16 protein-coding genes are annotated in these 12,315 nt (G+C 69.0%); 1 reads left to right on the top strand and 15 read right to left on the bottom strand.

Features of this window, described 5'->3' with window-relative positions:
- Positions 1-355: 355 nt before the first annotated feature.
- From EDF40_RS09550 to EDF40_RS09540, 3 genes are all read right to left on the bottom strand, one after another.
- Positions 356-1,210: a LamG domain-containing protein gene (locus EDF40_RS09550; protein WP_123339341.1), complete on the bottom strand. Its 855-nt coding sequence runs from the start codon at positions 1,208-1,210 to the stop codon at positions 356-358.
- Positions 1,207-2,091 (bottom strand): S26 family signal peptidase, encoded by an 885-nt coding sequence (locus tag EDF40_RS09545; protein ID WP_123339340.1) that lies wholly within the window; start codon positions 2,089-2,091, stop codon positions 1,207-1,209. Before EDF40_RS09545 ends, EDF40_RS09550 begins: the two co-directional genes overlap by 4 nt.
- Before the next feature lie 158 nt (positions 2,092-2,249).
- Positions 2,250-2,903 carry a hypothetical protein gene (locus EDF40_RS09540; RefSeq protein WP_123293393.1) on the bottom strand — a complete coding sequence of 218 codons (654 nt, stop codon included), beginning with the start codon at positions 2,901-2,903 and terminating at the stop codon, positions 2,250-2,252.
- Between the two features lie 173 nt (positions 2,904-3,076).
- Here EDF40_RS09540 and EDF40_RS09535 point away from each other — a divergent pair, with 173 nt between their 5' ends.
- Positions 3,077-3,526 (top strand): MarR family winged helix-turn-helix transcriptional regulator, encoded by a 450-nt coding sequence (locus EDF40_RS09535; protein ID WP_123339339.1) that lies wholly within the window; start codon positions 3,077-3,079, stop codon positions 3,524-3,526.
- 7 nt (positions 3,527-3,533) lie between these two features.
- On the opposite strand, the gene EDF40_RS09530 is transcribed toward EDF40_RS09535, so the two are convergent.
- The 12 genes from EDF40_RS09530 to EDF40_RS09475 all read right to left on the bottom strand — a co-directional run bounded on the left by EDF40_RS09530 (position 3,534) and on the right by EDF40_RS09475 (position 12,301).
- The gene (locus EDF40_RS09530; protein WP_123339338.1) at positions 3,534-4,094 is read right to left on the bottom strand and encodes an MOSC domain-containing protein; all 561 of its coding nucleotides are present in this window, start codon (positions 4,092-4,094) and stop codon (positions 3,534-3,536) included.
- Between the two features lie 42 nt (positions 4,095-4,136).
- The gene (locus EDF40_RS09525; RefSeq protein WP_123339337.1) at positions 4,137-4,451 is read right to left on the bottom strand and encodes a multidrug efflux SMR transporter; all 315 of its coding nucleotides are present in this window, start codon (positions 4,449-4,451) and stop codon (positions 4,137-4,139) included.
- Positions 4,451-4,813, bottom strand: a complete 363-nt coding sequence (locus EDF40_RS09520) for a multidrug efflux SMR transporter (RefSeq protein ID WP_123339336.1) — start codon at positions 4,811-4,813, stop codon at positions 4,451-4,453. Before EDF40_RS09520 ends, EDF40_RS09525 begins: the two co-directional genes overlap by 1 nt.
- Entirely contained in the window at positions 4,810-5,424 is a 615-nt protein-coding gene (locus tag EDF40_RS09515) for a TetR/AcrR family transcriptional regulator (RefSeq protein WP_123339335.1), read from the bottom strand. Before EDF40_RS09515 ends, EDF40_RS09520 begins: the two co-directional genes overlap by 4 nt.
- 144 nt (positions 5,425-5,568) lie before the next feature.
- On the bottom strand, positions 5,569-5,754 hold the full coding sequence (locus EDF40_RS09510; RefSeq protein WP_123339334.1) for a hypothetical protein: 186 nt from the start codon (positions 5,752-5,754) through the stop codon (positions 5,569-5,571).
- Positions 5,755-5,773: 19 nt separating this feature from the next.
- Positions 5,774-6,640 carry a hypothetical protein gene (locus EDF40_RS09505; protein ID WP_123339333.1) on the bottom strand — a complete coding sequence of 289 codons (867 nt, stop codon included), beginning with the start codon at positions 6,638-6,640 and terminating at the stop codon, positions 5,774-5,776.
- A gap of 267 nt (positions 6,641-6,907) precedes the next feature.
- The gene (gene dnaB / locus EDF40_RS09500; RefSeq protein WP_111083664.1) at positions 6,908-8,272 is read right to left on the bottom strand and encodes a replicative DNA helicase; all 1,365 of its coding nucleotides are present in this window, start codon (positions 8,270-8,272) and stop codon (positions 6,908-6,910) included.
- 647 nt (positions 8,273-8,919) lie between these two features.
- Positions 8,920-9,372 carry a 50S ribosomal protein L9 gene (rplI, locus tag EDF40_RS09495; RefSeq protein ID WP_111083665.1) on the bottom strand — a complete coding sequence of 151 codons (453 nt, stop codon included), beginning with the start codon at positions 9,370-9,372 and terminating at the stop codon, positions 8,920-8,922.
- A gap of 14 nt (positions 9,373-9,386) precedes the next feature.
- A complete protein-coding gene (gene rpsR / locus EDF40_RS09490) occupies positions 9,387-9,644 on the bottom strand; it encodes a 30S ribosomal protein S18 (protein WP_017887834.1) in 258 nt (85 codons plus the stop codon).
- A 50-nt stretch (positions 9,645-9,694) separates the two neighbouring features.
- Positions 9,695-10,282: a single-stranded DNA-binding protein gene (locus tag EDF40_RS09485; RefSeq protein ID WP_123311310.1), complete on the bottom strand. Its 588-nt coding sequence runs from the start codon at positions 10,280-10,282 to the stop codon at positions 9,695-9,697.
- A 3-nt stretch (positions 10,283-10,285) separates the two neighbouring features.
- The gene (gene rpsF / locus EDF40_RS09480; protein ID WP_111083667.1) at positions 10,286-10,669 is read right to left on the bottom strand and encodes a 30S ribosomal protein S6; all 384 of its coding nucleotides are present in this window, start codon (positions 10,667-10,669) and stop codon (positions 10,286-10,288) included.
- 192 nt (positions 10,670-10,861) lie between these two features.
- Complete coding sequence (locus EDF40_RS09475; RefSeq protein WP_123339543.1) at positions 10,862-12,301, bottom strand: CCA tRNA nucleotidyltransferase; 1,440 nt, start codon at positions 12,299-12,301, stop codon at positions 10,862-10,864.
- Between the last annotated feature and the right edge of the window lie 14 nt (positions 12,302-12,315).

Below are 12,315 nucleotides of genomic sequence, written 5' to 3'. Positions count from 1 at the left end.
GGGGCGGCGCCTTTCGAGACGGTCGGACGGAGACGCCGACGTCTCAGGACCTGTCGATCCTGGCACGGTTCCGAGTACGAAAAGGCCTGATCAGAGGGATTCGGCAGGCCGAATCCGGGGGTTGGTGCGCCCGCCCCGGTTCCTGACGGAATGCTCGCGGCGGTGTCGGGCTACGCGAGGTTCCACGACACCCCGCCCGCGTGCCGCCGAGGTTCCGATCGGGGCGCTGCGCGCGCGCGAGGTTCCAAAATATCGGAACCTCGCGCGGCGGGGTGCGGCGGGGTGGGCGCGACCGCGGGCGGACAGGAGGCCCGTGGCAGGCCCGCCCCGGGCCTCCCGTCCGCCCTGCGGCGCGTCAGCGACCGGCTGCTGCGTGGGCGGCGACCTGGCTCGCGGACAGTTCCGTCCCGTAGACGGCCGCGTACCGCATGGACCCGGTGAAGTAGGCATTGGCGGGCGAACCCGGCCATCCGCCGATGGTGTCGTAGCCGATCCGGAACCAGCCGGTGTAGTTCTCCGGCGTCTTGTACGTCGCGTTCGACGCGACCAGCGTGCCGTCGACGTACAGGCGCATGCCGTTGGCCGGTGACATCGTCGTCACGGCGTGGTGCCACGCGCCGTCGGTGTAGGCCTTCGGCGACGAGACGACCTGGGTCGTGCCGCTGTACGTCCCGAACGCGAGCTGCCCGCTCGTGTTGAGGTAGAGCTTGCGGTCGTGCTGCCCGGATCCGCCGGTCTGACTGCTGCCGAAGCCGATGAGCTGTCCACCGGCGACCGTGGTCTTGAACCAGACCTCTTCGCTGAAGGTGGTCGGGTTGGCGTACGAGCGCGAGGTGGAGACGTAGCTCGTCGAGCCGTTCAGCACGTAGGCGCTGCCGGTGTCGCGCGGGCAGGCGTTCGGGTCGGGAGTGACCGCCGTCATCGCGCCCTGGTAGGTGCCGATCACGCCGCGGCCCGACCAGTCCGTGGCGGTCTTCGCGTTCGTCGACTCAGTGAGCCGGTACGCGAACAGGGCGTTCGCGGTGTCGGCTCCGACGGCGCCCGTGCAGGTGAAGTACGGGGCGGTCGCGGCGGTGTTCGTGTCGTTCCGCACGGTGGCGCTGTAGGCAGAGCGCGTCAGCGCGAACTGGTTCAGCAGGACGACGACGGCCAGGGCGACCACGAGCAGGAGGGCGACGACACGGCCGTCACGCAGGCGACGGAGGATCACGATGCGCGCACCGCCTCGACGCGGCCGACGGCCAAGCAGGCCACGAGCGGTACCAGGCACACGGCGATCAGCGCCACCCACCCGAGTGGGTCGAGGTCGATGTTCGAGGTCAGCTGGTAGTGCCCGTTCTTCGTGAGTTCGTGGATGACCACGCGGCCGACCTCACCGTCGACCAGGTGCACGGTGTTGCCGCCGTGGGCGTCGATGCGCACCGGGAAGATGCCGGACGAGATGACGGTGGCCTCGACGCCCGTCGGGCTCGAGGTGTTCGTGATGGTCGTCACGTTGACGAACGGCTTGAGCACGAACGCGGCGTACGAGACCGTCAGGGCGGAGCCGGCGATCCGCAGGCACGTACGGGTGACCCGGTCGGTGAAGGCACTGGTCAGGGTCAGGATCAGCAGCGTGCCGATGAGCAGGATCGGCGCGGCGCGGAACAGCCAGCCGAGGTGCGGGACCAGGAGCGCCGGGGTGCCGATCACGTCGGCCTGTGACAGCGTCCACGGGTCGACCGCGCCGTTCACGTCGCCGCGGGTGTGCAGACCGCCGTCGGCGTCGATCGCGATGATGCGGTGCGTGTAGACGACGTCCGGGTTGGCGGAGGTCTCGAACGAGACGACGTCGCCGACGCGCAGGGTGGTGACGTCCACCGGCAGGTCGAGTACGAGGGTGCCGACCGGGGCTGCTTCACCCATCGAGGGCGTCTCGACGACGAACCAGCGGCCACCGGCCGACAGGAACAGGACGGCGGCGGTGAGCAGCAGGGCGGCGACCAGGGCGAGCAACCAGGCGAGGACGGTCTCGGAGCGGGTGACCGCGCGACCGCGGAGGACCGGACGGTCGAGCGTGCCGCTGAGCGGGATCGCTGCGGTCTGGCTCATGTCGTGCTCCTGCGGCTCGGTGGGGTTCGGCTCGGCGCTTGCTGCGCTTGGTGGAACGGGGGTGGCGACGCTCGGCCGGAGGGGGGTCGGCCGAGCGTCGCCGGTCTGGGGTCACGGGACGTCCCGGGACGGCTGGGGGGAGCCGGCCCGGAGCGGGATCAGGCCGTGAACGTCCAGGTCATGGGGACCGAGGCTGCGAGGCCCTGGTAGGTGTTGCCCGCCGAGGAGTCGAGGGTCACCGCGAAGTTGAACGGCGTCGACGCGCCGGCGGCCGGAGCTGCGGGCATCGTGAAGGCCGACGCTGCGGCGCCCTTGAAGCTGGCGAGCGTGCCACTGAAGACCGTGGTCGAGCCCGAGGTGATGACGAGGTTCATCTTGGCGCAGAGGTCGGTCGCGGTTCCGTTCGAGGAGCCGTTGTTCGACTGGGTACACGTGCTGCCCGGCGTCAGGGTGAAGGTGCTCGCGGCCGCGGTGCCGGTGTTCTTGATCGAGATCGCCGTGTTGACCGTGTTGCCCGGCGTCATCGTCGTGCTGCCGCCGAACTTGTTGATCGTCGAGCAGGTCGCGGAGTTCGTCGAGACCGAGCCACCGTCGGTGCTGAGGCAGGTGACGGTCGCGCCGGCGTTCTGCTCCTGCATGATCAGCGTGCCGCTGGCGGCGGTGTTGCTGCTGTTCGTGATGCTCGCCGCGAACCCGGACAGGGTGCCGGTGAGCGAGAGGGAGAGGAGCACGGCGGCGAAGATGCCGGCGAGGAGCGCCACGGGGGCGAAACGGATCCGCTTCAGCGCGGAGGTGCGGAGCTTGGTGGACACGGTGTACCTCATCGGTTCGGTGGTTCGCAGTGGTTGGGGGAAGCAAGTCACTCGGGCGGATTTGCTTCAATCATTAAGATAGTCATTGCTTGACCAAGTTAGCCACTCGCACACCTACCCCAGTGCGGGGGACGCTCGTGTCCCCCGGGTTCCCGACATGGAAGGATTCCCCCGTGACCCCCGCCGCACACGATGACGACGCCGCCGACCTGATGGCCGCGTTCACCGCTGTCGTGCGCGCGAACGCGAGCCTGGTGAACCAGCTCAGTGCACGAGCCGGGGTGCACGAGAACGCCCTGCGAGCACTCGTGCTCATCAGCGACACCGGCTACTCCACGCCGACGGAGGTCGCCGGGTACCTCGGCCTGACCTCGGGCGCGGTGACGAACATGATCGACCGGATGAGCACCGCCGGACTGCTCGAGCGCGCGCCGAACCCGAACGACCGGCGTGGGTCGTTGCTGCGCCTGCTACCGACCGGCGACGAGGTCGTCGCGGACTACCGGCAGCGCTACGCGGCCATGCTCCGGGCGGTCGACGGCGCGCACGGCGGCGAGCTGCACGAAGTGCTCAACGACCTGGCGACGAGCCTGTACCAGCAGGCCGCGGCGGCCGGGGAGTAAGCGCTCGTCAGACCGGCTGGAGCGCCTGCTGCTCGCCGATGGGGAGCTCGACCCGGATGCGGTCACCCGTCCGGACGACACCACCCGTCACGACGACGCTCATCACGCCGCCCTTCCGCACCACCGCACCGTCCTCGTCCCGGCCGAGCACCTCGCGCAGCAGGCCCGGTTCGAACCCGTTGATCTGCTGGCACGGGTTCCGCAGGCCTGTCACACGGACGCGCGCCTCGTTGCCGAGGTGCAGCACGGTCCCGGTCGGCAGGCTGAGCAGGTCGACACCGCGGGTCGTGACGTTCTCGCCCATCTGGCCCGGCTCGAGGTGGTACCCGGCGTCGGCGACCTCGTCGAACACCTCGGCGTGGAGCAGGTGGACCTGCCGCAGGTTCGGCTGCGAGGGGTCACGTGCCACGCGGGAACGGTGCTGGACGGTCGTCCCGGCGTGGGCGTCGCCCTCGATGCCCCAGCCCTCGACCAGGGTCACCTCGTCGACGACGGGCTTGCTGAACCGATGGACGTCGTCCCGGCTCACGGCGATCACGCGCGGCTGGTCGTCACGGTTGTCGGTCATGGTGCGATTCTGGCGCAGGTTCGGTTTCGACGCAGCCCCCGGTCAGTGTCCGAGCTCGACGAGGAAGACCCCGGCGATGATCAGTGCGATCCCGCCGAGCATGAGCGCCGTCAAGGGTTCGCGGAAGAGCACCCGGCCCAGGATCGCCGTCAGTGCGACACCGGTCGCGGCCCAGATCCCGTAGGCGACACCGATCGGCAGGCCGAGCGTCAGCGCCACGGCGAGCAGGCTGAACGCGACGAGGTACCCCAGGACGACGGGCACGAAGAACACCTTCTTGCCGTCGGTGGCGAGCTTGAGGCTGATCGTGGCACCGACCTCGGAGACGATCGCGACGGCGAGCAGGACCCAGGCCATCAGAACGCCTCGCGCTCTGGCGTCTGGCGCTTCCGTGCGGCGAGCGCTCGCTGCGAACCGATCTCGACCAGCAGCACCCCGGCAGCGATGAGCACGATGCCGGCGACCATGGTGAGCGTGAGTGCCTGCCCGAACAGCACGGCCGCGAGCACCGCGGTCAGGGCGACGCCGGAGGCGCCCCAGATGCCGTAGGCGACCCCGACCGCCATCCCCGCGCGCAGCACCAGGATCAGCATCGCGAACGCGGCGACGTAGCCCACGACGACGAGCGCGTACCACCCGGGCTGGTCCACCGCGGCCTGCATCGAGAGCGCTCCGGTGACCTCGGCGACGATCGCGGTCCCGAGGAACAGCCACCTCATGCTCCGCTCCCGTCCGCCAGGGCAGCGATCGCCCGTGCCGCGACCCGGACGGTGGCCTGTGCGGCTGTGTCGTCCCGGTCGGCGAGCCACGTCGAGCCGATGCCGTCGGCGGTCGCGATGAGCAGCCGGACCAAGTGCTCGACCGGCACTGCCCAGCGGATGCCGTCCTCGGCGGTCCACTCGTCGACCTGCTCGCGGACGGCGTCGAGGTACGCGTGCTGCTCCCACGCGGCCAGGTCCTGCAGGTCGGGGTCGCGCCGTGAGTGGGTGACCAGCTCGACGACGGCGAGTGCGGTCGCTGGATCGTCGCGCGTCTGCGCGAGGTGGGCCGACAGGCCGGAGGCGATCCGGGCCTCCAGGTCGAGCCGCGTGACCGGCGGTGCGAACGCGACCGCCATGGCCGTGCGGAGCTGGCGTTCGAGCACGGCACGGAAGAGCGGCGCCTTCGATGCGAAGCAGTAGTGGAAGGCGCCGTGCGGCAGGCCAGCGCGGGCGGTGACCGCGCGGGTGGTCACCGCGCTGATGCCGCCGTCGCGCAGGACGGCGATCGCGGCGTCGACGAGCTGCTCGCGTCGTTCCTCGACGCTGCGGTGCTCTTGCTGGAGGGTCATGGTCCGACCGTACCGCCGGACTTGGCCATGTGGCCAAGTCGGGCGGTGAACTCTCAGCGTGGGTCGGGTTCGCCCCAGCACCCCGGCCCACAGCAGAACGACCCTCGGCCAACCGGCTGAGGGTCGTTCTGTGGCGCGACGTGCCTACTTGTGGCTGGAGCGCTGCGTGAACTTGGCGTTCACGACGCCGTAGAGCACCCAGACGACGACCACGACGAGGGCAACCATGCCGACGGTTGCCGGCAGCATCCCTTGCGCGAGGAACGGGACGAGCAAGAGGCTGGCCACGCCGAGGACGGCGAGGGTGATCTTGTAGCTGCGAGGAGACATCAGACCGTCCTTACTTGCACTAGTTGCACTGGCTGGCACTCTTGTCGAGAACGAACGGGTTCCAACCCGAGAGCGGAGTCCCGGGGACTCCGTACCCGACGATACCGAGGCAGTTGTCGTTGGCGTTCGCACCCTGCGCGAAGGCGGTGATCGCACCGCTGACGAGGGCGCAGACACCGCCGACGACGGGAGTGCCGATGAGGGCGCACCCTGCCGTCAGCGCAGCCGTCCCGGCAGGTCCGCCCGCTGCGATCGCCTTCGTCTCGGCGCGGTTGAAGTACACCGAGCACCATCCGACGCCGCACCCCGTCGACGGGTCGGCGGTCACCGGGAACACCGCCCCGGTCGTGTCGACGTGCTGGGTGACGACGTTCGAGCCGGGTACGACCGTGTACGTGGTCGGGAGTTGCTTGCCGTCAGCGTCGTGCGCCCACGGCGTCTCGAGGTAGTTGACGACGTCGCCGCTGGCGTTCTTCACCTGCACCTTGCCGCCGTCCACGAGGGCGAGCGTGTCGGTCTCGGAGCCGATCTCGAACTCGTAGTCGGTCGGCGCCGACGCGTTGTTGATCACGATGAAGCTGGCGTTCGTGCCGTTCGCCCCGGTGCCCGTGACCGTCCCGAAGTCGGCCCCGCGGTAGACGTCCGAGCCGGTGGCGGCATCGGCCGTCGCAGCCCCGGGGACGACCGGGGTGACTGCGACGTGCGATGCAGAGTCCACCTGGACCCTCGACTGGGCAGCGGCTCCGGTCGGTGCGGAATCGCTCGTACCGAGCAGGCCCTGCTGCTGGACGACCGCGAGCGGATCGTCGGACGCCGCAGCGTTCGCCGGTGCTGCGACGAGTGAGCCAGCGAGCACAGCCGCCGCGATGGCGCCCCCTGCGGTCATCTGGCGGATTCGTGAGTGGTTCATACTTCGGTCCCCTGTCTCCGACGCTGAGGTCGGTCCCGTTGTAGTCAGCAACGTTGCCGACGAACCGACCCTATGACCCCCCGTTGGAGGGGTAGACCCATCGTTACACTTCCGTGACTCCGGTCGGAGGGACTCTGCGCGCAGTGAGCGCTCCTACCTCACCCGCTATCCGGCGCCGAAGGCTGCGTCTCGGAAGTCTGATGTGCGGCTGGTGGACCAGTCACCTGGGGGACGACACCCGCCCTACTGCGGCATGTCCACGAACCGCGAGAACATCCCGTGGAACGCCACGGTGATGGTGTCCGTCGGACCGTTGCGGTGCTTCGCCACGATCAGGTCGGCCTCACCCTGCCGCGGGTTGTCCTTCTCGTACGCCGACTCGCGGTGCAGCAGGATGACCATGTCGGCGTCCTGCTCGATCGACCCGGACTCACGCAGGTCGGAGATCGCCGGCTTCTTGTCGGCGCGCTGCTCGGGACCACGGTTCAGCTGGGACAGCGCGATGACGGGGACCTGGAGTTCCTTCGCCATCAGCTTCAGCGCACGTGAGAACTCGGAGACCTCTTGCTGGCGGCTCTCGACCTTCTTGCCCGAGGTCATCAGCTGCAGGTAGTCGATGACGACGAGCTTGAGGTTGTGCTGCTGCTTGAGTCGACGGCACTTGGCGCGGATCTCGACCAGCGTCATGTTGGGGGAGTCGTCGATGAAGAACGGGGCGTCGTTGATGCGCCCGCGGGTCTGCGCGATGGTGGTCCAGTCGCGGGAGTCCACGGTGCCCTTGCGCATGTTCTGCAGGGGCACGCTGGTCTCAGCGGACAACAGACGCATGGCGATCTCGGCGCGACCCATCTCGAGCGAGAAGAAGGCGGCGGTCTGGTCGTGCTTGATCGCGGCGGCGCGGCACAGGTCGAGCGCAAGGGTCGACTTACCGAGGGCGGGTCGAGCGGCGACGATGATGAGCTGCCCGGGGTGGAAGCCGTTCGTCAGGCCGTCGAGCTGCGCGAACCCGGTCGGCACGCCGGTCATCTGGCCGTCGCGGCCCTTGGCGGCCTCGATCTCATCGAGCGCGGCGGAGATGGCGTCGGTCAGGGGGACGTAGTCCTCGGTCTGCACGCCGCCGGCGACGTTGTAGACCTCGGCCTGGGCGCTGTTGACGAGGTCGGTGACCTCACCCTCGGACGCGTAGCCCATCTGCACGATGCGGGTACCGGCGTCGACGAGGCGACGGAGCACGGCCTTCTCAGCGACGATGCCGGCGTAGTACCCTGCGTTGGCCGCGGTCGGCACCATGCTCGTCACGCTGTGCAGGTACTCGGCGCCACCACCGCGGGACAGCAGACCGGTCTTGGTCAGCTCGTCGGTGACGGCGATGACGTCGGTGGGCTCGCCGTGCGAGTAGAGCGACAGGATCGCGTCGAAGATGACCTCGTGCTTGGGGACGTAGAAGTCCACGCCACGAGCAGTCTCGATGACGTCGGCGACGGCGTCCTTCGACAGGAGCATGCCGCCGATGGTCGACTGTTCGGCCAACAGGTCGTGCGGCGGGGTGCGTTCCATGCCGCGCTCCGCGTACTCCTGCGGTGCGGGCTCAAGATGCGCGATCGACACACTCTCTCCTCTGTTGAACGACGCAGGGCTGGACACAGTGGTCCGACACCTGCAACGACTTTCTACCCCCAGCGACTGACATCCCCGAGTCGCTGGGCCAAGCTACGGCCGCAGAGTTATCCCCAACAAACGGCCCTGTGGATAACTCTGTGGAGGGATTGCGGAACACGCCGGGATGCTGTGTGGAGAACTGTGGATGGACCTGTGGAAACAGAGCCATGGGAACACACTTTCGACCACTTGACCGGGGGTTTTCGTGCTCACACGGTGTGTGGAAAAGTGGGGTTCAAGTACGCCTTGAAGGTTCCGATTTGACACGTTTCTGCTGTGTAAAACGACTTGACAAGCACCCCTCCTGTGGGAAGTGTTCTCGGGCCGTTCCCAGCAAGCCGGACCGTGCCTGAGAGGTAACCAGCCAGCCAAGCCGAGCCCGCCCGTGCAAGCCGAGCCGGGCCTCCCGGCCGTTCTGGACGACCGTGCGTTGATGGTGAGCAGAAGATGTCGAGTGGGGGATCGAGACCCGACCTTTTCTGCTCACCAAGTGAACCCGCACGCCCCGCGCCCCGCACCACGCGGAGCCCCCGCCAACGCAACGACGGGCGGGCCTCCCGAAGGAGACCCGCCCGTCGTGGAGCGGAACGTCAGTGCTACTTGGCAGCGACGACCTTGAGCGAGATCACGGCAGTGATGTCCTCGCGCAGACGCACGGTGGCCTCGTGGTCACCGACGGTCTTGATGGTCGCGGGGACCTCGACCTTGCGCTTGTCGAGCGAGCCGACGCCCTGCGCCTGGACGGCGTCAGCGACGTCGCCCGGACGGACGGAGCCGAACAGACGACCGTCCTTGCCGGCCTTGACCGCCAGGGAGATGGTCGCGTTCTCGAGCTTCATCTTGAGGTCCTGTGCCTCTTCGATGGTGGCGAGCTCACGCGCGGTGCGCGCGGCACGGATCGACTCGACCTGCTTCTCGCCGCCCTTGGACCACGCGACAGCGAAGCCCTGGGGGATGAGGTAGTTGCGGGCGTAGCCGTTCTTGACGTCGACGACGTCACCAGCGGAACCGAGGCCGGAGACCTCGTGGGTGAGGATGAGCTTCGACATGTGTCGACCTCCGATCAGCGGCCGGAGCCGGCGTAGGGGAGGAGCGCCATCTCACGGGCGTTCTTCACGGCACGGGCGATGAGGCGCTGCTCCTGGACGGAGACGCCGGTGATGCGACGGGCGCGGATCTTTCCACGCTCCGAGATGAACTTGCGAAGGGTCGCAACGTCCTTGTAGTCGATGACGCCGACCTTGATCGACTTCGCGGGAGCGGCGTTCTTGCCGCCCTTGCCGCGAGGCTTCCGGCGGTCGCCGGTGCTCTTTCCAGCCATAGTGATTTGTCCTTAGAAGAAAAGTTGTGTGTCCGTCGGAACCGAGAGGATCAGAACGGGGTCTCGTCGTCGAAGTTGCCGCCGGGGGTGCTCCACACGTCGTTCGACTGTGCGTTGCCGCCGCCCTGCTGGCCACCCTGCGGGGACCACGGCTCGTCGGACTGGCCACCAGCGGAGGCGTTGCCGCCACCGTTGTTGTTCCAGCCGCCGTTGCCGCCGCCCTGCTGACCGCCACCGTTGCCGCCGCCGACCTGGCCACGACCGCCGCCGCCACCCGCTGCGCGGGTGATCTGTGCGGTCGCGTACCGGAGCGACGGGCCGATCTCGTCGACCTCGAGCTCGATGCTCGTGCGCTGCTGACCCTCGCGGTCCTGGTAGGAACGCTGACGCAGACGACCCTGCGCGATGACGCGCGAGCCCTTCGTCAGCGACCCCGCCACGTGCTCGGCGAACTCCCGCCACACACTCGCGCGGAGGAACAGCGCGTCGCCGTCCTTCCACTCGTTCGCCTGACGGTCGAACGTGCGAGGCGTGGAGGCGATGGTGAAGTTCGCCACTGCGAGCCCGTTCTGCGTGTACCGCAGCTCGGGGTCCGCGGTGAGGTTGCCCACCACCGTGATGACGGTTTCGCCGGCCACGGGTTACTCGGCGCTCGCGGTCGCGGTTGCGGAGGCGTTGGCAGCCTTGCGGGCTGCGCGTGCCTCGTCGCGCTGCTTCTGGGCGGCGACCTGCGCGATGCCCTCTTCGGCGCGGAGGACCTTCGTGCGGAGCACGGCCTCGGAGAGACCGAGCTGACGGTCGAGCTCCTTGGCGGCCTCGGGCGAGGACGTGAAGTCGACGACGGCGTAGATGCCCTCGGACTTCTTGGCGATCTCGTAAGCGAGCCGGCGACGGCCCCAGACGTCCACGTTGTCGACGGTGCCACCGTCGTTGCGGATGACAGCGAGGAACTTGTCCAGGCTGGGAGCGACGGTGCGCTCATCGATCTCGGGGTCGAGGATCGCCATCAGTTCGTACTGGTGCATGCGGAACCCACCTCCTCTGGTCTCAGCGGCCCCGGGCAGTTCCCGGGGCAGGAGGGTTGATGCATGTGCCACAGCGCGCAGACACGCGCCGGGCAACCTGCACAGACTACCCGACGGCCTGGAGGCGCGCCACCGGTCTGTGCAGAACCGTCGCGTCCGTCAGGCGGTCGCGTCTCGGGCGTCGGTGTCGCGTCAGGAGCTGGTCGCGTCCCGCGCGGCCCACCAGTCGCGCAGGCGCGCCTCGGCTGCGTCGGCGCCGAGGGGTCCGTCGTCCATCCGCGCCTCGAGCAGGAAGCGGTAGGCCTCGCCCACGGCACGCCCCGGCGGGATGTCGAGGATCCGCATGATGTCGTCGCCGGTCAGGTCGGGCCGGATCGAGTCCAGTTCCTCTTGCTCGGCCAGGACGCGGATCCGCTCCTCGAGGTCGTCGTACGCGAACGCCAGGCGGTCGGCCTTGCGGCGGTTCCGCGTGGTGACGTCCGAGCGGGTCAGCTCGTGCAGCCGTTCGAGCTGCGGGCCGGCGTCGCGGACGTAGCGCCGGACGGCCGAGTCGGTCCAGGCACCGTCGGTGTACCCGAAGAACCGCAGGTGCAGCTCGATCAGGCGGGACACCGCGGCGATCGTGTCGTTGTCGAAGCGCAGGGCACGGAGCCGCTTCTTCGCGAGCTTCGACCCGACCAGGTCGTGGTGGTGGAAGCTGACGGCGCCGCCCGGCTCGAGCTTCCGGGTGGCGGGCTTGCCGATGTCGTGCAGCAGCGCCGCGAGCCGCAGCACGGTGTCCGGGGGGTCGCCCGCGTGCCGCTCGGCCTCGTAGCCGATCGCCTGTTCGAGCACGGTCAGGGAGTGCTCGTAGACGTCCTTGTGGTGGTGGTGCTCGTCGATCTCGAGCTGCATCTCGGGCAGCTCGGGCAGGAACCGCTGCGCCAGCCCGGTGTCCACGAGCAGCCGGATGCCCGGCACGGGGTCGCCCGTGTTCAGCAGCTTGACGAGTTCGTCGCGCACCCGCTCGGCGGACACGATGTCGATGGAGTCGACGAGGTCCTGCATGGCAGCACGGACGTCGTCGTCGACGGTGAACCCGAGCTGCGACGTGAACCGCGCTGCCCGCATCATCCGGAGCGGGTCGTCGCGGAACGACACCACGGCGGCCTGCGGGGTGCGGAGGCGGGCGGCCAGCAGGTCCTCGACGCCGCCGTGCACGTCGACGAGCTCACGGGCCGGCAGCCGGAGCGCCATCGCGTTGACGGTGAAGTCGCGGCGGAGCAGGTCGTCCTCGATGGTGTCGCCGAACGCGACCTCGGGCTTGCGGGTCTCGCCGTCGTACACGTCACTGCGGTAGGTGGTGATCTCGACCTGCTCGCCGCCGACCCGTGCGGCGATGGTGCCGAACTGGCGACCGACGTCCCACGTGGCGCTCGCGATCGGTTCGACGATGCGCAGGATGTCGTCCGGACGGGCACTCGTCGTGAAGTCGAGGTCGGTGACGGGACGACCGAGGAAGGCGTCGCGCACGGGTCCGCCGACCAGGGCCAGCTCGTGTCCGGCGTCGGCGAAGGCCCGAGCGAGGAGGTCGACGGGCTCGGTGGTGGCGAGTGCGTCGAGTCGTTCGACGGCCTGGGCAACGGACTGCATGACGGTGCTCATCC

Origin of the sequence: Curtobacterium sp. PhB170 (assembly GCF_003752345.1) — a bacterium.
In the GTDB taxonomy this organism is placed as follows: domain Bacteria; phylum Actinomycetota; class Actinomycetes; order Actinomycetales; family Microbacteriaceae; genus Curtobacterium.
Note: the sequence above shows the minus strand (reverse complement) of the source record. Positions and strands in the feature narration are given on the sequence as shown.